We start from the raw sequence: 22,264 nt of genomic DNA, 5'->3' as shown, positions 1-22,264 counted from the left end.
CTACCTAAACCGGTACTCCACCCCAACCAACACCCAGTTCTCGTCGTACTCCCGGGTAGGCACATCACTTACTTTTCTTTCGTGCCCGACTTTCGCCACCAGGTTGAAGTCCCGGGTTGCCTGGTACTCGGTACCGGCTTCCAGCCTGAGTGTGCGGTCATCTGCCTGGTCGCTCTGGAACTTGGTGTAGTCATAGCCGATGCCGGCGTAACCACTGGCCAATTCCGTCAGAGGTCTTGAATAGCGCGCGTTAAGCCCGGACTTGTCCTCTCGCTCCGGTGACTCCAGATAATCCGCCTGGCTGGCATACACATCAACAGTCAGGGATGACCGGTCTGAATAGCGCTGGTTAATACCGGTAGAGAGCGTGGTAGTTTCAACCGAGATGCTGTCACGCAGGTTGAACTCGAACTCACCAAACCGGATGTCAAAGCTGGAGGTGCGGTCGGTTAGCTCCCGGGCACCGCGCAGGTACCAATCCAGGCTTGGGGTAATGGTGCGTGTGAGGTCCAGCTCGCCGATCAGGCCGTCGCTGCTTTGGGTGGTTGAACCAAAGCGGGTTTCTATTTCGCTCACCCCGATGGCACCAGACAATCTTGTGGTCGCCCATACATTGGAAAACGTCAGTCTGGCGCTCTTTACATCAACCTCTGCATCGGTGTCGTACTCGGTACGGCTGTATGAGGTGCTCACACCTGCAGTCAGTGTCTGGCTTACGATGTGGTTCCACGCCACGGAGCCGATGTAGCGTTCGCTGTCCGATTCTTCCGGCTCACTGAACTCGACGTTTTCATATCGGGCAGACAAGTTCAGCCAGTTGGTGTCGTTCAGGCGTAAAAGGTAGCGGGGGCCGGTGCTGAAAACGTTTTTGCGAGTTCGGTTGTCAGGGGTGTTGCTCTGAGTTGCGTCCTGGTTCACTTCACGCAGGTTGTTGCTGACATCCCAGTAAAAACGGTTCGCCAGTTCGCAATCACCGGTGAAGTCCATCTCTCCAAAGGCTTCGTCATCAAAAGAGTTGTCGTGCCACAAGGAATAGCCCAGGGTACCGGTAAAGTCTGCATTACAGCGGCCGGGGTCAGTGCGATAGCCAGCTCTGATGTAGGCCCGGGTTTCCATATCACTGGTTTCACCGCTACTGGCTTTGCGGGCATTATCGGTGAAGCGGGTGTCCAGGCCCCCGGTGACCTCGGAATTACCTTGGGCAGTGGTTGCAGCACCGGCACACGCCAGCAAGAGCCCGATCGCCAGTATTCTGCTGAGGGGCATCCCTGCGCCCTGCTTGCTATCCATTGATCACCGCTCCCACAAATTTATCCGGGTTGAAAGCGGTGGCAGCATGCTCAGCGGTAGTTGCTGTGATCTTGCCGTGAGGAACCACCAGCATGGCGTAGTCACACAATTCGGTCAGAATCCTAGCATCAGGTGATTCAGAAATGGGCGCAGTATCCAAAACAATGAAGCGATCTGGGTAGCGGCGGCGAACGGCTTGCAGGAACTGCTTCATTCGGAACGATGTAAAGAATTCCGACGGCGTTTCACGGCGGCTGCCAGCCGGGATAAGTCTCAACCGTGGGATACCGGTCGGATACAGGATTCTGGAAATGTCGTAGTCCGGGTCGTCGAGAAAGTCGGTCAGGCCCGTTTCCGGCATCACATCAAGCGTGGTGTGCAGGGATGGTTCCCGGAGGTTGCAGTCGATAATCAGCGCGGTTTTTGCCTGGTCGAAAGCAAAGGCTGCGGCCAGGTTGAGCGCTACGAAGGATGACCCAGCCCCAGAGGAGGCTCCGCTCACCACGAGGGTGAAATTGTTGCCGCCGGAAAGCTCCAGAAGCTTGGTCCGCAGATCCCGAAACCGGTTAACGAGGGTCCGGTTGCGGGATTCAGGATAGATAATGCGGCGTTCGTCCAGATCATCAGGTGTCAGCCGCCTTGGCTCCTGCATCCGTACAATTTGCTTGCTGATGACGTACTTATCGACAGCGCCCGGCCCAAGTTCAAGGGAACTGGGTACCAGCATCCTCGAGTCGTCTTCGTCAAAGTGTCCGAGTTCTTGCTTGAGACGTTCTTTGCGCTTCAACCAGAAAGACTGCTCATCCGCACTGCGAGCGCCTTGCTCCTCTGATTGTCCAGAGCGTTGCTCTGTTGGATCCAGTTCGGGCTGATCATTTCGTTGTTCTGGCATCAGATCACTCCCAGTTGGGCGAGCACAACGATGGTGATATACACCGCTGCAGTTAACACGACAAAAATGCCGACCATCATGGTGACCCGCCGGTCCCGGCGTTTCTCAAAGGGGGTGCGCACTTCCGGAATTTCGATCAGGACCGGTAAACCGATGCCGTCTTCAAGCTGCTTACGGGCACGAATTCGGGGATCTACCTGGAGCAACCCGGCAACCGCCCCAAAAGGCGCTGCCAACCCAAGGAAAATCCCGGCCATGGCGAACATGGAAAACTGGGGGCCAGAGGGGGTTCTGGGGAACTGGGCTGCTTCGTTAATTCGGTAATTCAATCCCTGCCCTTCTATATCTAGATGCATGGACACCCGCGCTTTTTCCCTGCGCTTGAGCAGGTCGTCATAGATTTCGCGGTTTACTTCCATGTCTCGGGTGAGTTCCGAATACTGGGCTTTATTTGCCTGTATGCGCTCCATGCGCTGTGTTTGCTGTTCCATAAGGCGCTGTAACGAGTTGATACGGGTATCAATGGTCGCCATATCCGCTCGGGTTTTGGAGAGTGCAGCGCTGAGTTCCTGGTAAAGCGGGTTCACTGCCTCTTCGCCATCAAGGGAGGTGGTGCCGCCTTGCTGTGCCGCAGCCAGATCCCGTTGGCGTTTGAGCTCGGCCAGCTGTTCCTGGGTGATCACAATATCCGGATAGGTGTCGTGGTATTGGAGCCTCAAGGCATCCAATCGCTCTTCCAGTGTCCGAATCCGCTCCCGGAACGCATCCTCGGTTCTGCCCTGGCGAATGGTTGGCCGGATGTTGTTGAGTTGTCCTTGCAAAGAAGCAATACGTGTTCTCAGCTCTTCCTTTTCTAGCTGAGCCAACTCCAGCTGGTTACGCAGCTGAGCCATTCTGGAGTTTGCCTCCTGCTCCGTGCCGTCGGTGTTTTCGGAGAGAAACTGTTTCAGGCGATTTTCGGCCTGGGTCAGTTGTTGCTCGTAACTTTTCACCTGCTTGTCGATGAAGTCATAGGCGTTGCGGCTTTCTGACCGTTTCCGGTCTTTGGTCTCTTCTATGAACACCTGGCCAAGCTTTTGGGCTACACGGAAGGCTTCCATTTGGGAAGTCGAAGAAAAGCCAATACTGAAGTAGCTGTCGCCCCGGGGGCGCACCGATAGCCCACTTCGGATTTTAGCGATGCGCCCTTCCAAAGCATCCGGGTCCATAGAAGCGTTGCGGTAGATCTCCGGGTCTGAAGCCACCCGCTCAATTAAGGTTCGGCTCATCAGAAGCTCTCGGGCCGCCGATGTTCGATCATTAATCTTGGTGGTAACCGCACGCCCTTCCATCAAGGGCGCAATAATATTCCGGTCATCCACGAAGATAATGGTGTCTGCCTGGTACTTGTAAGGCCATATAAACCCGGCACCCAGCACCGCAAAACTGACAACCACAAACAACAAGAACGCCAGGCCCTTGCGCTGGCGCACTTCGCGAATAATCTCTTGCGGTAACTGCGATAACGGTAATGCCATAGCTACACTCGATTCGAGACCAAAGGTTCAGACAACGTCTGTCAGAAACTGCGTTCCGGGATGGTCAGGATGTCGCCCGGGCGCATGGAGTAATTGGTTTCAACCTGCCCCTTGCGCAGGATGTCGTCCAGTTTCACAGGGATAGCGACTACCTCGTTGCCCACCTTGCGGTAAAGCATGGACCTGTTGAGGGCAGCAAACTCGTTGGCGCCGCCAGCATTGAGAAACATATCCAGTACCGTCATGCCACTGCGATGGGGAATAGACACAGGCTGGCGCACAGCGCCAGTCACACGCACCCGGTCAGTGAACTCATGGCTGCCCATGGAGGTCACCACCACGCTTACCTGCGGTTCGCGTATGTACTCGGCCAGGGATGCCCGGATTGAGCCGGCAAGTTCTTCAGGCGTTCTACCACTGGCCTGAACATCGCCAACCAGCGGTACGGATATCTTGCCGTCCGGGCGTACCGGCACGGAGATGCTCAAGTCCTCGTTGCGCCACACAGATACCCGGACAACGTCTGTCGCACCGAGTATGTACTGGTCCACACTGTCGCGGGTATCCAGTGCGAGTGCTCGCTGAATCTTGTCAGGAGAAGATGCGGACGGCCCTGCACAACCTGTTGCCAAAGCTACCGCCATGAAGGACACAAACAGCCCTTGGGTGAGATACTTCCGTGACATCGTATACCCTCTCTTGTGAGGTCCGTGCTGCATTCCATGTTTCGGGAACAGCTTACTCCCGAAACTACCTTGATCCTTTTTTGAACAATACCACTTCTACTGTCTGAATTATAACCAACAGATCAAGAAGCAAACTCTGATTCTTGATGTAGTAAAGGTCGTAACGAAGCTTTTCCCGCGTGTCTTCTTCGTTGTCTGCGTAGGCAAAGCATAGCTGCGCCCAGCCGGTCAGTCCTGGTTTTACCCGGTGGCGTTCAGAGTAAAACGGGATCTTCTCTGATAACTGCGCCACAAATACCGGGCGTTCCGGCCTTGGCCCTACAAACGCCATGGTGCCGTTAAGAACGTTAAAGATCTGTGGCAACTCATCAATTCTGACTTTCCGGATAAACTCGCCAACCCGAGTTACCCGGGTATCGTTCTTTTTTGCCCAGACCGCTCCGTCCTTTTCGGCATCGGTGATCATCGAGCGGAACTTATGAACTTTGAAGACTTTGTTATTCAGCCCTACCCGCTCCTGGCTATAGATCACCGGCGCTTTGAAGCCGTCTTCCAGTTTGATGGCAAGTGCGGTGAGGATCATGATGGGAAACGTCGCCAGCAGCAGTGTGCCTGCCGCGAGAATATCGAGCGTTCGCTTGCCCGCACCGTAGACAGACGACACGGAGAAACCATCCGAGAACACCAGCCAACCGTGACTGATCATTTCCAGGGCCACTTTCCTCGATTCCCGCTCATAGAAATTGGCACCGTCAATAATACTGACACCTTCCATTTTGCATTCCAGAAGGTCTTCCATCGGCAAGCCGCGCCGGCGGTCGTCTACGGCCACCACGATTTCCCGAACGGGATGGCGCAATACGTAGTCATGTAACGAGGTAGGCAGGTTGATCAGGTGCTGATCGCCCACTTCGATGGGTTCGTCCGGTAGCGGGACAAATCCATCAAGCGTGAAGCCTTTGCGGTTGAATGGGGTGGTGAGATCTTCCAGTAGCTGCCTGGCACGGTGGCCTGCACCAAGAACCAATACCCGGCGTTTGAAAGCCTCTTTGCCAACCAGGGCAAAAAACAGCACGCGCACTATGCCTAACGAAAAAATGGCCAGGACTGTGGCGGAGGTAAGCAGGCCGAAGCTGCCCAGATACCAAAGCCAGTCATCCGCGATGAAGTAAGCGAAACCGTGAACCGGTATGGCGAGAATCATGGCCATGATGGTACGCAGCATCATGCCGGACATGCCCTCTTCCACACGGGACTGATGCACGCCCAGGGCGATCATGACCACCAGGTTAAACAGGGCAAACGCAATGATGGAGGGAAAAACAAAATAGAGGTGTTCAAAGAAGAAACCGACTTCACCAAAAAAACGGAAGAACACCGCCAAACCAAAGGCAAAGCCCATCACGACCAGATCAATCAGGCCTAGGATAACAAAAGGTAAGTGAATATAGTGTCTGAACAACCTGACGTGGGCCACGTCGACTCCTTGTGCGGTTCTCACTGCACTGTACTGCCAGCATCCTTTGCTACACACCGTAACAAACCGTAACAGAATTGTACTTCAATCTCCTGAAACTTCAATGAGTCCTTTAAAAACAAAGAACGGGATCTCAAGAATGAGATCCCGATCGGATGCCATATGGCGAGTTTACAGAGTGCGGCGACGCAGCCCCAGCAACCCTGCTAACCCAAGCCCAAGAAGGCCAAGAGTCCCTGGCTCCGGCACACTGGCCACCGGCTCGTCAGGAATGTCTACGTTGTCGAGGGTTTCGCCCATCACGTAGGAGTAGGTCAGTCTGATCAGATCGCCCTGGAACAGGCTGCCGATATTGAAGGCCAGGCCAATCACGTTATCGCCGTTGCCATCGTTCTGGCCACTCAGATAGACATCCGGATTCTCACTCCACGAGGATGTAATACCGGTGTTATGTTCGATGGTTGAGTTGGTGTAGAGGCCAAGCGTGAGGCCAGTCTGAGCGCCCTGGGAATTCACGAAGTCTTCCTCGGCAATGCCGGCTCCGCCACGCGTGTTAATGGTGTCAAAGCTTCCGTAGGTATTTACGTCCGGGTCGGGATCGATGGCCCGAAGGAACTTGAGGTTCGTCAGGTCCGTCAGGGCTTCAATGGACGTCAATACATCGATACGCTCGTAGTTGTCATTGAAAACGTATTCATGGCTGATATTGAACAGCCCGCCATAGGTGCCGCTCCACAGTACGTGGTTATCGAATGAGGAGGTACCGCTGAGGTCTGTCAGGCTGCTTGTGGCGATGTTGGTCGGCCAACCTGCATTGTTATTGGCCACAGTACCGAACTGATCGGCCTTAACCCCGAACATCTCCCACGGGCTGCCCGGGGTCAGGTAGTCTTCTGCTCCCCAGTTCTGCGTACCACTGGGATCGTGCAACAGGCCGGGTGACATACTGCCGCCGTAACCCAGGGTGCCGTTGTCACTGATAGCAGTACGAACATAATCACCTTCCATGGTGATTGGGGCAGCCACGGAGGCGCCCGAGAACGCCAAGGCCAGAGTGGTGCAACTCGCCAGCACGGCCGGTTTACCGAATGGTTTCAAGATACTTATCACTGTCTAATCTCCCTTTAGAAAAAAATCCGCATTTTTAACCGGCGCTTATAACCACCGGCCGAGCGGATCGAACAGCAATTTTCTGTCCAGTTTCAGGTCAGGGTTTAAATATCAGGGAGATAGAGGAACTTCGGAAAGGAAAAGCCGGAGGTGTATCCAGAATGTGTAAAATCCTTCAACACCTCACAGGCCTGACTGTAACAGATCAGAAACAGTCGCCGGGCACCCTCACCCAGCCTTCCATGATTATCCGCGCGCTGCGGCTCATGATGGCTTTGGTGGCGGTCCACTGGCCGTTTACTTCTTTGGCTTCAGCACCCACGCCCAGGGTTCCGGAGGGGTGACCAAAGGTGACTTCGGTGCGGTCTCCGCCGCCGGCCGCCAGGTTTACCAGGGTTCCCGGAATGGCGGACGCGGTGGCGATGGCCACGGCTGCGGTGCCCATCATGGCGTGGTGCAGTTTGCCCATAGACAAAGCCCGCACCAACACATCAATGTCTGCAGCATTGATCTGCTTGCCACTGGACGACACGTAGTCCACCGGTTTGGCCACAAAGGCCACTTTCGGCGTGTGTTGGCGGTTGGCGGCTTCGGCAACGTCCTTGATCAGGCCCATTTTTACCGCGCCGTGGGCCCGGATGGTCTCGAACATCGCCAACGCTTTGGGATTGCTGTTGATGTCGTTCTGTAGCTCGGTGCCTTTGTAGCCGATGTCTTCCGCGTTAATGAAGATGGTCGGTATACCGGCGTTAATCATGGTGGCTTTCAGGGTGCCGACGCCCGGTACGTCCAGGTCATCCACCAGGTTGCCGGTGGGGAACATGGCACCTTCGCCATCGGCCGGGTCCATGAACTCGATTTTCACTTCCGCGGCCGGGAAGGTTACGCCATCCAGTTCGAAGTCACCGGTTTCCTGCACCTCACCGTTGGTGATGGGCACATGGGCCACGATGGTTTTCCGGATGTTGGCCTGCCAGATGCGCACGGTGCAGATGCCGTTGTCCGGAATGCGGTCTTTAGCGACAAAACCGCCGTTGATGGCGAAGGCGCCAACCGCAGCTGTCAGGTTGCCGCAGTTGCCGCTCCAGTCCACGAAGGGTTTGTCGATGGAGACCTGACCGAACAGGTAATCCACGTCGTGGTCCGGCTGGGTGGGCGCCGCCAGGATGACCGTTTTACTGGTACTGGAAGTGGCGTTGCCCAGGCCGTCGATCTGCTTTTCGTAGGGATCGGGGCTGCCGATCACCCTTTGCAGCAACTTGTCCCGTGCTTCGCCGGGCACCTGGCAGGGCTCCGGCAGGTCTTGGAGGCGGAAGAACACGCCTTTGCTGGTGCCGCCACGCATGTAGGTGGCGGGGACTTTTATTTGTGGGGGGAAGCTCATGCCGCCCCCTCAGAAGCCAGGAAGTCCTGCGCGAAGCGCTGCAGTACGCCGCCGGCGGTGTACACAGTCACTTCTTCCGCAGTATCCAAGCGGCAGATCACCGGGACGCGGTCCACTTCGCCGGTCTTGCGGTGAATCACCAGCTCAAGTTTGGCACCCGGTGCAGCCTTGCCTTCCACATCGTAGGTTTCGGTGCCGTCCAGATGCAGGGTGTGGCGGGTGGTGCCTTCTTCAAACTGCAGGGGCATTACGCCCATGCCGATCAGGTTGGTGCGGTGAATGCGCTCGAAGCCTTCGGCTACAATCGCTTCCACGCCCGCCAGAGCAACGCCCTTCGCCGCCCAGTCACGGGAAGAACCCTGGCCATAGTCGGCGCCGGCCACGATGATCAGCGGCTGCTTGCGCTCCATGTAGGTTTCGATGGCTTCCCACATGCGCATGGTTTTGCCTTCCGGCTCAACCCGGGCCAGGGAGCCCTGCACCACGTCACCGTTTTCATCCCGCACCATTTCGTTGAATAGTTTCGGGTTGGCCAGTGTCGCACGCTGGGCGGTCAGGTGGTCACCACGGTGGGTGGCGTAGGAGTTAAAGTCTTCCTCCGGCAGGCCCATCTTGTGCAGATACTCACCGGCTGCCGAGTCCATCATGATGGCGTTGGACGGCGACAGGTGGTCGGTGGTGATGTTGTCCGGCAAGATAGCCAGCGGGCGCATGCCCTTGAGTTCCCGCTCGGCGGCCATGGTGCCTTCCCAGTACGGCGGGCGGCGGATGTAGGTGGACTGCGGGCGCCAGTCATACAGCGGGCTTTCGGCCTGTTCAGCCGCATCCAGGTTGAACATCGGAATGTACACCTGCTTGAACTGCTCCGGCTTCACGAATTCACCAACGATACGGTCGATTTCTTCGTCCGACGGCCACAGGTCTTTCAGGGTGACCGGCTTGCCATCCTTGTCGTAGCCCAGGGCATCCTGCTCGATGTCGAAACGCACGGTACCGGCGATGGCGTAGGCCACAACCAGCGGTGGGGACGCCAGAAACGCCTGCTTGGCGTACGGGTGAATCCGGCCGTCGAAGTTGCGGTTACCGGAGAGCACAGCTGTGGAGTACAGGTCGCGGTCGATGATTTCCTGCTGGATTTTCGGGTCCAGGGCACCAGACATGCCGTTACAGGTGGTGCAGGCGTAGGCCACGATACCAAAGCCCAACTTTTCCAGCTCCGGCAGCAGACCGGCTTCTTCCAGGTACAGACGGGCAACCTTGGAGCCCGGCGCGAAGGAAGATTTCACCCACGGCTTACGCACCAGCCCCAGCTCGTTGGCTTTCTTGGCCAGCAGGCCGGCCGCCACCACGTTGCGGGGGTTGGAGGTGTTGGTGCAGGAGGTAATGGCTGCGATGATCACTGCGCCATCGGGCATCAGGCCCTTCTTCTCTTCTTCCAGAGCCTTGTCCAGGTTCACGGCAATGCCGCGGTCGTGCAGATCAGAAGTGGCTACACGACGATGCGGGTTGGAAGGGCCAGCCACGTTACGCACCACGGTAGACAAATCAAACTCCAGCACACGCTCGTACTGGGCTTCGGTCATTTCCGTGGCCCACAGGCCGGTTTCCCTGGCGTATTTCTCCACCAGATCCACCTGCTCCGGCTCACGGCCGGTGAGCTTGAGGTAATCGGTGGTCTGCTCATCGATGTAGAACATCGCGGCGGTGGCGCCGTATTCCGGCGTCATGTTGGAAATGGTGGCACGGTCACCGATGGTGAGGCTGGACGCACCTTCCCCGAAGAATTCCAGGTAGGCGCCAACCACGCGCTCCTTACGCAGGAATTCGGTAATGGCCAGCACGATATCGGTGGCGGTAATGCCCGGCTGGCGTTTGCCAGTCAGCTTCACACCCACGATGTCCGGCAGGCGCATCATTGACGGACGGCCCAGCATCACGGTTTCCGCTTCCAGACCACCCACGCCCACCGCGATAACACCCAGGGCATCAATGTGTGGGGTGTGGCTGTCGGTGCCCACGCAGGTGTCCGGGAAGGCGATGGGGTGACCATCTTCGTCCGGGCGGTTCTGGATCACCGGCGACATTTTTTCCAGGTTGATCTGGTGCATGATGCCGTTACCGGCTGGAATCACGTCTACGTTCTTGAACGCGGTGCGGGTCCAGTTGATGAAGTGGAAACGGTCTTCATTGCGGCGATCTTCGATGGCGCGGTTCTTCTCGAACGCATCCGGGTCAAAGCCCGGCGCTTCAACGGCCAGGGAGTGATCCACGATCAGTTGGGTTTGCACCACCGGGTTCACTTTGGCAGGGTCTCCGCCCTTCTCCGCGATGGCATCACGAAGACCGGCCAGGTCTACCAGGGCGGTCTGGCCGAGGATGTCGTGGCACACAACCCTCGCCGGGTACCAGGGGAAGTCCAGGTCGCGGCGGCGTTCAATCAGCTGCTTCAGGGAGTCGGTGAGGGATTCCTTGTCACAGCGGCGCACCAGTTGCTCAGCCAGGATCTTTGAGGTGTACGGCAGCTTGGCGTAGGAGCCGGGCTGGATAGCCTCCACTGCCTGGCGGGTGTCGTAGTATTCCAGGTCGGTGCCCGGAAGGGGTTTTCTGAATTCGGTATTCATAATAATCAGCTCCGCTCTTCAATCGGCAACCAATCCTGATGCTCAGGACCAGTGTAGTCCGCGCTCGGGCGGATGATGCGGTTGTTGGCGCGTTGTTCTTTCACGTGGGCGGTCCAGCCGGATACCCGAGACATCACGAAGATGGGGGTGAACAGTTCGGTGGGGATGCCCATGAAGTGGTAAGCAGACGCATGGAAGAAGTCCGCGTTACAGAACAGCTTCTTTTCACGCCACATGACTTCTTCACAGCGGACGGAAACCGGGTACAGCACGGTGTCGCCCACTTCTTTGGCCAGCTTCTCGGACCACTGCTTGATGATGGCGTTGCGCGGGTCAGACTCTTTGTAGATGGCATGCCCGAAGCCCATGATTTTCTCTTTGCGCTCCAGCATGCCCATCAGGCCGGCTTCGGCTTCTTCCGGCGTCTGGAAGCGCTGGATCAGTTCCATGGCCGCCTCGTTGGCACCGCCATGCAGCGGTCCGCGCAGGGAGCCGATGGCGCCGGTTACGCAGCTGTGGATGTCAGACAGCGTGGAGGCGCAGACGCGGGCAGTAAAGGTTGAGGCGTTGAACTCGTGCTCCGCGTACAGAATCAGGGAAACGTTCATCACCCGCTCGTGCAGCTCGCTGGGCTTCTTGCCATGCAGCAGTTCCAGGAACAGTCCGCCAATGGAGTCGCATTCGCTGTTGGCGGTGTCGATGCGCACGCCTTCATGGGCGAAGCGGTACCAATACGTGATGATGGCCGGGAAGGTAGCCAGCATGCGGTCGATCTTGTCGTCCTGCTCGCTGAAATCGTTCTCGGTTTCCAGGTTGCCCAGCATGGAGCAGCCGGTGCGCATCACGTCCATGGGGTGAGCGTTTTTGGGGATTTGCTCCAGCACCAGCTTCAGGGCGTCTGGCAGGTTGCGCAGGCTTTTGAGCTTGGCTTTGTAGGCGTCCAGCTCGGCCTGGTTCGGCAGTTTACCGCGTAGTAGCAGGTAGGCCACTTCTTCAAACTGGGCATTGGCTGCCAGGTCGGTTACGTCGTAGCCGCGGTAGGTCAGGCCGGTGCCGGTTTTACCGACGGTGCACAGCGCGGTTTCGCCAGCTACCTGGCCTCGCAGGCCCGCGCCACTCAGTTTCTTTGCTTCAGCCATGTTGGTCTCCCGTTGTTTCTGATTTTTCTGTTATCGGGTCTGTCCCCTGGGTCTGACCCCGGATGGGGTCTGACCCACTTTTGCCCGTTGATGCAGGGACTAGAACCCATTGAGTCTATCGGGTCTGACCCCGCATGGGGTCTGACCCACTTTTGCCCGTTGGTGCAGGGACTATAACCCATTGCGCTTGGTGCTGTGATTCTGGTCGGGGCTGTCTCAGCCTCGGTTACTTTTGAGTCCGCTGTTCCAAGATGGGTCAGTCCCCGTTCGGGGACTGACCCCGTAGGACAGACCCCTCACTTCTTCTGAGCAAACAACTGGTCCAGCTTCTGTTCGAAGTCGTGGTAGTTGAGGAAATCGTACAGTTCCATTCGGGTTTGCATCAGGTCTACCACGTCTTTCTGGTCGCCCTTCTCCAGGATGTTCTGGTACACGGCCAGGGCGGCTTTGTTCATGGCGCGGAAGGCGCTCAGGGGGTACAGAACCATGGCGGCACCGGCTTCGGCGAGTTCGGAGCGGTTGTACAGCGGGGTGGCGCCGAATTCGGTAATATTGGCCAGGATCGGGGCGTCGATGGCTTCGGCGAAGGCTTTGTAGTCGCTCAGTTCGTGAACGGCTTCGGCGAAGATGCCGTCGGCACCGGCTTCGATGCAGGCTTTGGCACGATCAATGGCAGCTTCCAGGCCTTCTTTCTGGAAGGCATCGGTGCGGGCCATGATGAAGAAGTCTTTGTCCTGGCGGGCATCGGCAGCGGCCTTGATGCGGTCGACCATCTCTTCTTTGGACACAATCTCTTTGTTCGGACGGTGGCCACAGCGCTTCTGGGCCACCTGGTCTTCAATATGCACAGCCGCAGCGCCGGCACGTTCCATTTCGCGAATGGTGCGGCCGATGTTGAACGCGCCACCCCAGCCGGTGTCGATATCAACCAGCAGCGGCACTTCTGTGGCGGCAGTGATGCGGCGCACGTCTTCCACCACGTCGTTCATGGTGGTCATGCCCAGGTCCGGCAGGCCATAGGAGGCGTTGGCGACGCCACCACCCGACAAATAAATGGCCTGGTGCCCTACCCGCTCCGCCATCATGGCGGTGTAGGCGTTGATGGTACCAACGATCTGCAGTGGTTGGTTTTCTTTCAGGGCCTTGCGGAAACGAGCGCCCGGGGAGAGTTGGTTAGCCATGGGACATTACCTCTTGGATCAGATTGTTAACACGCCTTGCTGAATCTTTTGTTCGATATTCTGGCGTGCGGCATTGATGTGTCTTTTCATAAGGAATTCGGCGAGTTCGCCATCGCGCTGGGCAATGGCTTCGACGATACGGCGGTGTTCACCCAGCGCCATATGCGGGCGCCCGGCGGAGGTGCTCAACCGGTAACGGTACATGCGCACCATGTAATACAGATCGCCCAACAGCATCTGGGCCAGCTTGGTGTTGCGGCTGCCGGTGGCAATCCGGTGGTGGAAATCGTAGTCACCCTCAGCCTGGTAATAGGCCTGGCCCTGGGCTTCTTCAATCATTTTCTCGTGACTATCCAGTGTAGCTTTCAGGTCGCGGATTTCCTCATCGGTCATCCGTTCGGCAGCCTGGCGGGCAGCCAACCCTTCCATAACTTCACGAATCCGGTACAGCTCCAGCAGCTCTTCAGCACTGACAGATACCACTTTCACACCAGCATGGGGCCGGCGCACCAGCAAACCACGGGACTCAAGGCGACCAAGCGCCTCTCTCAGGGGACCACGGGTAAGATTAAAGCGGGAGCAGAGTTCGACTTCGCCAATCTTTTCACCGGGCGCAAGGTCGCCCATCACGATGGCGGTTTGCAGACAATCAAAGGCTTCATCTGCACGGGTATGTATTTGGGCTGGAGCTTGAACCATACTTTGTTAACAATCCACTGGGTGATGTTGGTGAAATTACGCCCAACAAGCCGGATTGTCAACAAAATGAGGTAAGCCAAAAGTATTATTGTTTACAGAAAGGTGCGAATCAGATCTGCAAGCTCATAGAAAGCCGCACATCCGGGTGGTCTGGAACAGCAATGGCTTCAGTGGTTGTTCCCAGTACACGGCCAACACTGACATCAGCGCTGAACTTGCGAGCACTGAGACCGAGGGACAACTCCCCGGAGGTGACGTGGCCGGACTGCTCCTGCTGGAACGATGCGTCGGGCACCCAGCCCCGGAGCACAGACAGCCTGACACTGGACAACATTTGGGGGAAAAATGGCAGGTTAAACGTGGGGCTACGGCTACCGAGGCGCAGCCACCCACCCTCCGCCACGCTCAGGGATTGGCCGCTATAGCCTGTCGACAACGCTGAGCCAGCAACCTGCAGACGGTGAGAGCCCGGGATGTCCGGAGAAGCGATTTGATACTGCCCTTCAAGATCCCATTGCCAGTCCAGCAGTTCACGGTCCAAGGCTGCGGTTACCAGCATTCGCCCGAATTGATCGTCCCGGGCATCCTGGTACCCTCCCGCCGTGCGCTCGGCCTCTGTTTCAATACCAGTGACAGCCCTGAACCCGCTGGAGAGAGTAAAGCCGCCCATCAGGTCATGGCGACCCAGGGCTTCAAAGCCCAACGTGGATACCTCGTAGTGATTCCTGTGGGCTTCGTCGCTCTGCCTGGTCCATGAGCGAGTGACAGAGTTATACCCTGCCCGGCCGCGAATACTGTAACCACTAAGGGAGAGCAGCGGCCTGCTGCCGGTTATCGCCAGGTTTCGAGTTCGGCCGGCTTTCTGGTAGCGGGCGCCCTCAACTCGCGACACTTCATCATAGGCTGTGTTGGTCAGCTCCATGCGCAGCTGGTTACGCCCTACCGGCAAGCCATAGCCAAACCCAAGAACCTTGCGCTCGTTACTGACTCGATAAGCAGTGGAATCGGTGTATCGCAGATCAGCCCGATGACTTTCACCGAACAGGTTCTTCAACCCAACATTGAGCGTGCCATCGAGACGCTCTGAATCGTCGTTGGTACGCCCTGAAAACTCGAATTTCGACCGCAGCCAATGCTCGCGCGCGGCTTTCAGGCGGTCTTCAGCAAACAGGGCCTCCTGAGTGCTAAGTGAATCGCGCTCCGAAAGCGATAGTTCGCTGGCAACCCCCTGCACCGAAAATACCGCCAGGGCGCACAATAACAGTGCATGCAAGCTCAATTGAGGGCCGTGCCGTGTTGCGGCCAGGGGATGTGCCATTCAATACCTGGAAAGTGTCAAGATCGTGTAAATGGGCTTTGGTCTTGTCACTTTAAGATATGGAGCGCACAACAACCACTCTTTTCATCATAAGTTTACAATTTTAATGTTGTATAAATTCATAGATTTAGGGAACTAACCGGAACTATTTTCGAGATATTTCAGTAGCTCAGCAGAAGCAGGAAGCAGGTCACAGAATTACCAACAATCAACATTCAGAAATGAAATCCTCCAACTCGCCAAACAACTTGGTTACACTTGGCACACTTTGTGGGACGGCTCCCAGCATGCAAGATTCAAACTAAGGATGAAGACCATGATCAAAAAGTGCCTTTTCCCGGTAGCTGGCTACGGCACCCGCTTTCTCCCGGCCACCAAGGCCATGCCTAAAGAGATCCTGCCAATCGTTAATAAGCCGCTGGTTCAGTATGGCGTAGAGGAAGCTGCCGAGGCCGGGATCCACGAATTCGGCTTCGTGACGGGCCGTGGCAAACGTGCAATCGAAGACCACTTCGACATCAGCTACGAGCTGGAGCACCAGATTGCAGGCACTGGAAAAGAAGGTCTGCTGACGTCGATACGCGACCTGATCATCAACAACACCTTTGCCTTCACCCGTCAGAATGAGATGAAAGGCCTTGGCCACGCCATCCTGACCGGCCGTAACCTTGTGGGTGACAACCCGTTTGCAGTGGTGCTGGCAGATGACTTCTGCGTGGGGCCGGAGGGAGAAGACGGCGTTCTGGCGCAAATGGTGAAACTGTACAACCAGTTCCGTTGTTCCATTGTGGCCATCGAAGAAGTGCCGCAGGATGAAACCCACAAATACGGCGTTATTGCCGGCGAGTCCATGAAAGACGGCCTGTACCGCATCACCGATATGGTGGAGAAGCCCGCTCCGGAGGACGCACCCAGCAACCTCGCCATCATTGGCCGGTACATACTGACACCAGATATTTTCGACATCATCGAGCGCACGCCTCCCGGCAAGAACGGCGAGGTTCAGATTACCGATGCTCTGTTGGAACAGGCGAAGAATGGTTGTGTGCTGGCGTATCAGTTCAAGGGGCAGCGTTTTGACTGCGGCAGCATCGACGGCTTTGTGGAAGCCACCAACTACGTTTACGAGAATATCTACAAAAAAGGCAAGTAATCTGGCTGACTGGGGCGGTTAACGCCCCAGCAGCTGAAGGACCATGCGCCGGTTTTCCGCGGTTGCCTTGCGGAACCGGCGCAGCAGTTCCACCTCTTCCTCTGATAGCTGCAACCGATTGAGCTCCCGTTCCAGCTCTTTCAACGCTACAGACAAATCATCGCTGTTGCTGAACGCCAATCCCGGTAACTCCAGCTGACCGCTGTCTCCGCCGTCACCCATATCCAGTAACTGGTCCAACGGCGTTTCGGTTTTCAGGCACAGATCCAGCAGTTCACTGACCCCCGGATAGCTCCGTTGCTTGGGATCCGTGGCTTCCCAGTTGCCTACCCTGGCCTCATCGACACCGCACATATTGGCCACGTCAGCCATGGATAGCTGCCCGGCCTGCCGGAGTTGCCGCAAGCGGCGATGAAAGGACTGCAGGTACCGCATAGCTCAGTGTCCCTGAAAAATTGGCTGGAAAAGTGAATCAATCCGGAAATGTATCGTACATATAGCTTTGCACACAATCTGCCTATACTGAAACCACAAAACCAACAAACGGGAACGCCATGGCCACCCTGGATACAGACACTGCCTGGACGCTCATACTGAATGCCAGCAACCGCAGCAATGTCACCCTTCCCCTGCCGGGAACCAGCCAACCAGCGCTGCGGATTAACGGCAAAAGCTGGGAGTTGGTACACCAGGCCACAGACGAAGCCAGGAACCTTATCTCGCTGTTCCTGCCCCTTTGCCAGCCCATCAAACTCCCGGCAGGTAACCATGTGATTGGTCAGCTTGGTCAGAGCCTCGATGGCCGCATTGCCACAGTGACCGGGTGCTCCCGGTTCATCAACGGCGACGACGGAATCACCCATCTCCATCGTATTCGTGCCCTTTGCGATGCGGTAGTGGTCGGTGCAGGCACCGCTGCCACCGACAACCCAAGGCTGACGGTTCGCCGTGCCAACGGGCCCAACCCGGTGCGGGTGGTGATTGATCGCCATAACCGGGTACCCCGCAGCCACCACCTGTTTACCGATAACGCAGCACCCACGCTGCACCTTATTGCCGGGCAATATGACCCCGCCCGAAAACCCGCCAGCATTGGCCAGGTAACAACCATTCCCTGCCTCGGTGCCGACAACGACCCCACACCAGTGCCACCCGAGCGTATTCTCCAGGTATTACAGGACCACGGGCTGCGTAAGATTTTTATTGAAGGTGGCGGCGTAACCGTTTCCTCCTTCCTCAAAGCCGGCCTGTTGGACAGATTGCACGTGATGGTAGCGCCGATGATTATCGGCAGTGGCCGGCCAGCATTCTCGCTGCCGGAGATCGACCAACTGGATGAGGCCCTGCGCCCGCGGGCCCAGCTGGTCAATCTTGGGAGTGACATGTTATTCGACCTGGCCTTCGAGCGCAGCTGGAACTAATCAGGCTCTTTTGAGAAACACCAATGCCCCCGGCCAACTGGCCAGGAATATCAACGCACCGTAGCCAATACTGATGGCCACTCCCTGCTCTGCCGGCAACCCCGCCGCCGGCCAAAGCAGGGCCGCCGCACCTTCACGAACCCCCCAGCCAGACACCGTAATCGGCACCACCATCGCCAGAAGCAGCAACAGGCATAGGGCCGCCGTCAGTAACAGGCTGGTGCCGTCGGTAGCCAACCCCATACCCAGCGCCAACAATACGAATACCGTCAGGTAGGTGCCAAGAACCGCAAGGGAGGTAAGCAATTGCACCGTACCATTTCGCCAACCGGCAAATGCCCGTTGGAGATCGCCCCCCAGTCGCCCAAGGTAGCGCCGCAGTGACGTTAGCCGGCCGCTGACCCACAACAACCAGATTCCAACGCCCGCGAGTAATGGAGGCAACAGCCAGTAAACCGGGCTGAGGGATAATTCGGCCGCCAACGGCTGCCCACTGAAAGCACCGGAGCTCCAAAGCACAACAACGGCGAGCACGACCACCGGAAGCAACACCAACTGCCCGGACAATCGCTCAAGGACAACCGCATGCACCGCCGATAGCTGTTCCGAACGCTCAGCAGCGCCCTGACCTTGTGCACGGCTGTGCCGCCATGCCCGATTCACATCAACCATAACACCACCCGGCAACACCTGATTCAGAAAGGTGGCCAGGTAATACTCCCGAACGGCAAAGGTCATCGGCACCGAAACACCCAACCTGCCGGCGGTGTAACGCCAACGCCAGGCGGACAGCACCACCTGAATAACTGAAACCACGATGGCCAGGACAACCAGAGAGGGCGGGATCGTCCTCAGCCGGGCCAGAATCCCTGACACGTCCACATACCGGATCACCAACGCCAGGATAATAATGGTCGCGGCCCACCGAAGCAGCAGCTTAAACCATGGCCGCTGGCGCATCATCCAGGCAAACCTGATTCGGGCAACCCGAGTATGTCCAGGTGACCAACCATCACCTGCAATTCGTGACGGGCTAACTGTCTCTGCCTGTCTGCCAGCCAGGCCCTGATCTCGGCTTCGGCAGCCGGGCTCTGCTGACAGGCAGCATCGGCCCAGCCGGCCATCAGCATGGTGGTCAATTGTGAGTCATCGCCGTCTTGCCCTCCGCCAAGCTGCCATCGGGTCTGCTTTGCAGTAACGGTGTACCCGGCCTCCTGCAGCAGCTGCTTCAACACCGCCGTTGCTTCCGGGCCCAATGCGGCCCCGCTGCCTTTATCGCCATGCTGATGCTGATTAACCAGTTCCTTTATCAGGGCGTCCGACCCATGCGGTGGCGCCAGTTCAAAGTGCCCGCTGTAACTCAGCACCACAAGAACACCGGCTTGCCGGCGTATAACCGCCTGCGCAAAAGAGCGGAGCCATTCCTGGGAGACCAGGTCAATCAGGGCAGATGCCGTGACCAGGGCAGCATCCTCTGGCAGTGACTCTTCCAGGTTCTGCTGAGTCAATTCCAGCATCACTGGAACCGCAGGTGCATCCAGAGCTTCCACTCGCTGGCAGGCGACATCTAACAGATTTTGATCCGGTTCAATCAAAGTCCAGCGCTGGGGCACCGGCAAACGGGGAATCAGATAACCGGGGTTTGAGCCGCGTCCACTGCCGATGTCCACCAGGTGCAACGGGTCAACGGTCGGCTTGCCAGCGGCTTTTGTGTTGTATTCCGTGGTTAGCCATCCAGCCAGGGCAGCGGTTAACGCCTCGCTTCTGGCAGCGTGATCGGCCGGTTCCCGAAGTTCCAGCCAGTGGCCGGAGAATCTTGCGGGGTCGGTCTCCTCACTGAGCCCAAGACCGCCCAGAAACTCCCTGGCGGTATCTGGCCACTGGCGAATGCCTGCCCGGGCGGCCTGCGCACGTCTTGCCAGCGCCGGGAAATCCGCGCTATCCGTTATAAGCGATCGAAGTTCTGACGTAAGGGCCTTCAAATTGCCTGCTGGAAAGCTTCGGGCTCCAGGTTTACCGGTCGTCAAAGCCAGCGCACCACCATCAGAAGACAACACCGGTAAACCCGCGGCCAGAGCTTCGTCGATGACCATGCCGTAGCCTTCATAAAGCGACGGAAAGACAAACAGATCCGCCTGACGGTAGGCATCTGCCAGCGCGGCCTCGGAGAGTTCACCAAGAAGCTGAATGCGATCAGTCAGGCCGTAGCGGACTATGGCATCGTGAACAGCCCCCGCGTAATCCGGGTCGCGGTCTTCCGCCCCCACCAGGGCGCACTGCCATGGCAAATGCTGCATCGTAGCGAGGGCATCCACCAATTGGTGCTGTGCCTTGCGGCGCGACAAGTGCCCCACACACAGTAGATTCAGTGGCTTGCCCGCATCATGTCGTTCAATCGCGAAAAATAGATCGTCTACCGCCGGCTGTGCCGTCACCAGCTTTCCGGGCGGCACACCATAGTCCTGCGCTACCCGGTTTGCGGTATAACCACTGGTGGTTACAACCCTACCCACGCAAGCCAGGGAGCGTTTTTCGGCTTCCCGAAACCAGGCCTTTTGCCCGGGAGACAGGCCGGTTTCATCCGCCAGCGGGTGGTGCACCAACCCGACCAGTCGTAAACGGTTGCAATGACGCTCCAAAACCTCTGGCATGCCCCCCATGGCAAGACCGTCGAGCACCACCCAGGTATTGTCGGCTAACGATGACAGGAAGCCGTGCATGGCGCTGGTCGCGGTTTGATCCGGCTTTGGAAAGTGCCCGGCCAGCCCCTGAACCCGAGCGTTTACCCCGGCATCCCGCAATGCCGACACCAGGCGCTGCACATAGCGATAACCACCGGTGTTCTGATCAGGGTTACCGGGAACCGCAAACCACAGATCAGATACCGGCATGGTAACTGGCCCAGGCCAGGTGCGACTCGCCCAAGGTGACTTTGATGCCGGCAATCCCCTTGCCTTCTGCACCCAAGCGGCCAGTATGTATGGCATCAGCCATTCGATCGAATACCACTTTTGCCATGAACTCCGTCGTGGTATTCCGGCCATGGAATTCCGGCAGGTCATCCAGATTTTTCATGTTGAACTCCGAAAGTACGTCTTTCAGCACATCCGAAGCCAGGCCAATATCTACAATCAGGTCGTTTTCATCCAGCTCATGCCGTTCAAACGTCACGTCCACCACATAGGTGGCGCCGTGAAGACCCTGGGCTGGCCCAAAAATGTCTCCGTTAAAGCTGTGAGCAATCATCATGTGGTCGCGAACGGTCAAACTGAACATGGTATTTCCTCAGGAATAGGCAATTCGATGGCAGAGGGCATCCCCTGCTGGCGATAGTAATGTGCTAGCGATGGTGGGAAGCTCCTCAAACCGGGATTCGCCGCTGATCAGGTTGTCCAGCTCAGGCGCTCTGAGCAACTGCAGAGCAAGCTCAAGCCGCCGTGCATAGCTCCACCGGGGCTGCCTGCGCGGTGGAATCTGCCCCACCTGGCTGGACTTCAGCTCAAGCCGGTTTGGGTGGAAAGCATGGCCAAGGGGAACCGTTACCGGCTTGTCGCCATACCAGCTGAGCTCCACGATCCGCGCTTCTGGCCCGGCCATGGAAAGCGCAGATGCCAAACCCTCACTGCGCCCGGATGCGTGAATCACCAGGTCGCAATCCCGGGCTGAGGCCCGGGTTGTGAATGGAAGCCCCAACGCCTCGGCAATCTCAGCGCGGGACTCATTGGTATCCACCGCCAGCAACTGGGTTCCGGGAATCTGTTTGACCAGCCAGGCAACCAGTAACCCGACCACACCCAGGCCGACCACCGCAACCCGGTCGCCCACGGCGGGCTGGGCATCCCAAAGACCGTTAATGGCCGTTTCCATATTGGCGGCGAGAACCGCTCGCCCCGGTGGCAGGCCCTCCGGCAGCACAGTGACGGCACTGGCTGGCACGCGATAGTGTTGCTGGTGTGGGTAAAGGCAGAACACGGGCTTGCCCAGAAGGTGCCCCGGCCCGTCTTGCACTTCGCCCACATTGGCGTAGCCATACTTCACCGGGTACGGGAACTGGCCCTCCTGATAGGGCGCGCGCATTCGTTGATACTCTGCCGCTGGCACCTGGTTATTAAAAACCAGGGATTCGGTGCCCCGGCTGACTCCGGAAAACAGCGTGCGTACGGTCACGACGCTTTCACGAGCACTGCCCGGGCAATCCAGCGTCGCTGGCCGAAGCTCTCCTTCACCAGGTCCAGTCACCCAGAACGCCTGATTGCCTGCTTGCGTCATAAACAGTCCATTCCCGTGTTATCTCCGTAAGCAAAAAACACTACCCCAAACTATAGTCATAGAACGGGGCCTAACACACGCACCAGTCAGGCTATACGGAAACGCTC

General features: G+C 57.5%; 19 protein-coding genes. 2 read left to right on the top strand and 17 right to left on the bottom strand.

The features are described 5' to 3' along the window. The 12 genes from ABIE59_RS00655 to ABIE59_RS00600 form a co-directional block, all read right to left on the bottom strand. Window positions 1-1,290, bottom strand: coding sequence for an outer membrane beta-barrel protein (locus ABIE59_RS00655; protein ID WP_354443331.1), 1,290 nt, complete (start codon window positions 1,288-1,290; stop codon window positions 1-3). Then, on the bottom strand, window positions 1,283-2,182 hold the full coding sequence (locus ABIE59_RS00650) for a P-loop NTPase family protein (protein ID WP_354443329.1): 900 nt from the start codon (window positions 2,180-2,182) through the stop codon (window positions 1,283-1,285). Before ABIE59_RS00650 ends, ABIE59_RS00655 begins: the two co-directional genes overlap by 8 nt. Continuing rightward, window positions 2,182-3,699: an XrtA system polysaccharide chain length determinant gene (locus ABIE59_RS00645; RefSeq protein WP_354443327.1), complete on the bottom strand. Its 1,518-nt coding sequence runs from the start codon at window positions 3,697-3,699 to the stop codon at window positions 2,182-2,184. Before ABIE59_RS00645 ends, ABIE59_RS00650 begins: the two co-directional genes overlap by 1 nt. Before the next feature lie 41 nt (window positions 3,700-3,740). Further along, the gene (locus ABIE59_RS00640) at window positions 3,741-4,385 is read right to left on the bottom strand and encodes an XrtA/PEP-CTERM system exopolysaccharide export protein (protein WP_354443325.1); all 645 of its coding nucleotides are present in this window, start codon (window positions 4,383-4,385) and stop codon (window positions 3,741-3,743) included. 64 nt (window positions 4,386-4,449) lie between these two features. Beyond that, window positions 4,450-5,862: a TIGR03013 family XrtA/PEP-CTERM system glycosyltransferase gene (locus ABIE59_RS00635; RefSeq protein ID WP_354443323.1), complete on the bottom strand. Its 1,413-nt coding sequence runs from the start codon at window positions 5,860-5,862 to the stop codon at window positions 4,450-4,452. A gap of 171 nt (window positions 5,863-6,033) precedes the next feature. Further along, window positions 6,034-6,972 carry a PEP-CTERM sorting domain-containing protein gene (locus ABIE59_RS00630; protein WP_354443321.1) on the bottom strand — a complete coding sequence of 313 codons (939 nt, stop codon included), beginning with the start codon at window positions 6,970-6,972 and terminating at the stop codon, window positions 6,034-6,036. 205 nt (window positions 6,973-7,177) lie between these two features. Further along, a complete protein-coding gene (gene prpF, locus ABIE59_RS00625) occupies window positions 7,178-8,356 on the bottom strand; it encodes a 2-methylaconitate cis-trans isomerase PrpF (protein WP_354443319.1) in 1,179 nt (392 codons plus the stop codon). Continuing rightward, window positions 8,353-10,977, bottom strand: a complete 2,625-nt coding sequence (gene acnD, locus ABIE59_RS00620; RefSeq protein WP_354443317.1) for a Fe/S-dependent 2-methylisocitrate dehydratase AcnD — start codon at window positions 10,975-10,977, stop codon at window positions 8,353-8,355. Before acnD ends, prpF begins: the two co-directional genes overlap by 4 nt. 5 nt (window positions 10,978-10,982) lie before the next feature. Next, window positions 10,983-12,116: a bifunctional 2-methylcitrate synthase/citrate synthase gene (gene prpC, locus ABIE59_RS00615; protein WP_152438009.1), complete on the bottom strand. Its 1,134-nt coding sequence runs from the start codon at window positions 12,114-12,116 to the stop codon at window positions 10,983-10,985. Between the two features lie 296 nt (window positions 12,117-12,412). Beyond that, the gene (gene prpB, locus ABIE59_RS00610) at window positions 12,413-13,297 is read right to left on the bottom strand and encodes a methylisocitrate lyase (RefSeq protein ID WP_072677459.1); all 885 of its coding nucleotides are present in this window, start codon (window positions 13,295-13,297) and stop codon (window positions 12,413-12,415) included. Between the two features lie 18 nt (window positions 13,298-13,315). After that, entirely contained in the window at window positions 13,316-13,996 is a 681-nt protein-coding gene (locus ABIE59_RS00605; protein ID WP_354443314.1) for a GntR family transcriptional regulator, read from the bottom strand. Window positions 13,997-14,105: 109 nt separating this feature from the next. Continuing rightward, a complete protein-coding gene (locus tag ABIE59_RS00600; protein ID WP_354443312.1) occupies window positions 14,106-15,314 on the bottom strand; it encodes a ShlB/FhaC/HecB family hemolysin secretion/activation protein in 1,209 nt (402 codons plus the stop codon). 316 nt (window positions 15,315-15,630) lie between these two features. Here ABIE59_RS00600 and galU point away from each other — a divergent pair, with 316 nt between their 5' ends. Continuing rightward, complete coding sequence (gene galU / locus ABIE59_RS00595) at window positions 15,631-16,467, top strand: UTP--glucose-1-phosphate uridylyltransferase GalU (protein ID WP_072677462.1); 837 nt, start codon at window positions 15,631-15,633, stop codon at window positions 16,465-16,467. 18 nt (window positions 16,468-16,485) lie between these two features. On the opposite strand, the gene ABIE59_RS00590 is transcribed toward galU, so the two are convergent. Then, window positions 16,486-16,902: a helix-turn-helix domain-containing protein gene (locus ABIE59_RS00590; protein WP_354443310.1), complete on the bottom strand. Its 417-nt coding sequence runs from the start codon at window positions 16,900-16,902 to the stop codon at window positions 16,486-16,488. 119 nt (window positions 16,903-17,021) lie between these two features. Here ABIE59_RS00590 and ABIE59_RS00585 point away from each other — a divergent pair, with 119 nt between their 5' ends. Next, window positions 17,022-17,888, top strand: a complete 867-nt coding sequence (locus ABIE59_RS00585) for a RibD family protein (RefSeq protein ID WP_354443308.1) — start codon at window positions 17,022-17,024, stop codon at window positions 17,886-17,888. On the opposite strand, the gene ABIE59_RS00580 is transcribed toward ABIE59_RS00585, so the two are convergent. The 4 genes from ABIE59_RS00580 to ABIE59_RS00565 are packed head-to-tail and all read right to left on the bottom strand — an operon-like array spanning window position 17,889 to window position 22,157. Then, complete coding sequence (locus ABIE59_RS00580; protein WP_354443306.1) at window positions 17,889-18,851, bottom strand: lysylphosphatidylglycerol synthase transmembrane domain-containing protein; 963 nt, start codon at window positions 18,849-18,851, stop codon at window positions 17,889-17,891. Continuing rightward, the gene (locus ABIE59_RS00575; protein WP_354443304.1) at window positions 18,848-20,779 is read right to left on the bottom strand and encodes a glycosyltransferase family 4 protein; all 1,932 of its coding nucleotides are present in this window, start codon (window positions 20,777-20,779) and stop codon (window positions 18,848-18,850) included. The genes ABIE59_RS00580 and ABIE59_RS00575 overlap by 4 nt, the downstream gene beginning before the upstream one ends. Then, window positions 20,766-21,164, bottom strand: coding sequence for a 6-pyruvoyl trahydropterin synthase family protein (locus ABIE59_RS00570; protein ID WP_354443302.1), 399 nt, complete (start codon window positions 21,162-21,164; stop codon window positions 20,766-20,768). The genes ABIE59_RS00575 and ABIE59_RS00570 overlap by 14 nt, the downstream gene beginning before the upstream one ends. A 9-nt stretch (window positions 21,165-21,173) precedes the next feature. Continuing rightward, window positions 21,174-22,157, bottom strand: a complete 984-nt coding sequence (locus ABIE59_RS00565; RefSeq protein WP_354443300.1) for a zinc-dependent alcohol dehydrogenase — start codon at window positions 22,155-22,157, stop codon at window positions 21,174-21,176. Between the last annotated feature and the right edge of the window lie 107 nt (window positions 22,158-22,264).

The sequence above is a fragment of the Marinobacter sp. MBR-99 genome, from assembly GCF_040547575.1.
In the GTDB taxonomy this organism is placed as follows: domain Bacteria; phylum Pseudomonadota; class Gammaproteobacteria; order Pseudomonadales; family Oleiphilaceae; genus Marinobacter.
The sequence above is the reverse complement of the archived record's forward strand: the minus strand, read 5'-3'. Positions and strand labels throughout refer to the sequence as shown.

Excerpts from the sequence above, each read along its gene's own strand:
- ABIE59_RS00655 (WP_354443331.1), bottom strand. The coding sequence starts at position 1,290 with ATGGATAGCAAGCAGGGCGCAGGGATGCCCCTCAGCAGAATACTGGCG.
- ABIE59_RS00650 (WP_354443329.1), bottom strand. The coding sequence starts at position 2,182 with ATGCCAGAACAACGAAATGATCAGCCCGAACTGGATCCAACAGAGCAA.
- ABIE59_RS00645 (WP_354443327.1), bottom strand. The coding sequence starts at position 3,699 with ATGGCATTACCGTTATCGCAGTTACCGCAAGAGATTATTCGCGAAGTG.
- ABIE59_RS00640 (WP_354443325.1), bottom strand. The coding sequence starts at position 4,385 with ATGTCACGGAAGTATCTCACCCAAGGGCTGTTTGTGTCCTTCATGGCG.
- prpF (WP_354443319.1), bottom strand. The coding sequence starts at position 8,356 with ATGAGCTTCCCCCCACAAATAAAAGTCCCCGCCACCTACATGCGTGGC.
- acnD (WP_354443317.1), bottom strand. The coding sequence starts at position 10,977 with ATGAATACCGAATTCAGAAAACCCCTTCCGGGCACCGACCTGGAATAC.
- prpC (WP_152438009.1), bottom strand. The coding sequence starts at position 12,116 with ATGGCTGAAGCAAAGAAACTGAGTGGCGCGGGCCTGCGAGGCCAGGTA.
- prpB (WP_072677459.1), bottom strand. The coding sequence starts at position 13,297 with ATGGCTAACCAACTCTCCCCGGGCGCTCGTTTCCGCAAGGCCCTGAAA.
- ABIE59_RS00605 (WP_354443314.1), bottom strand. The coding sequence starts at position 13,996 with ATGGTTCAAGCTCCAGCCCAAATACATACCCGTGCAGATGAAGCCTTT.
- ABIE59_RS00600 (WP_354443312.1), bottom strand. The coding sequence starts at position 15,314 with ATGGCACATCCCCTGGCCGCAACACGGCACGGCCCTCAATTGAGCTTG.
- galU (WP_072677462.1), top strand. The coding sequence starts at position 15,631 with ATGATCAAAAAGTGCCTTTTCCCGGTAGCTGGCTACGGCACCCGCTTT.
- ABIE59_RS00590 (WP_354443310.1), bottom strand. The coding sequence starts at position 16,902 with ATGCGGTACCTGCAGTCCTTTCATCGCCGCTTGCGGCAACTCCGGCAG.
- ABIE59_RS00585 (WP_354443308.1), top strand. The coding sequence starts at position 17,022 with ATGGCCACCCTGGATACAGACACTGCCTGGACGCTCATACTGAATGCC.
- ABIE59_RS00580 (WP_354443306.1), bottom strand. The coding sequence starts at position 18,851 with ATGATGCGCCAGCGGCCATGGTTTAAGCTGCTGCTTCGGTGGGCCGCG.
- ABIE59_RS00575 (WP_354443304.1), bottom strand. The coding sequence starts at position 20,779 with ATGCCGGTATCTGATCTGTGGTTTGCGGTTCCCGGTAACCCTGATCAG.
- ABIE59_RS00570 (WP_354443302.1), bottom strand. The coding sequence starts at position 21,164 with ATGTTCAGTTTGACCGTTCGCGACCACATGATGATTGCTCACAGCTTT.
- ABIE59_RS00565 (WP_354443300.1), bottom strand. The coding sequence starts at position 22,157 with ATGACGCAAGCAGGCAATCAGGCGTTCTGGGTGACTGGACCTGGTGAA.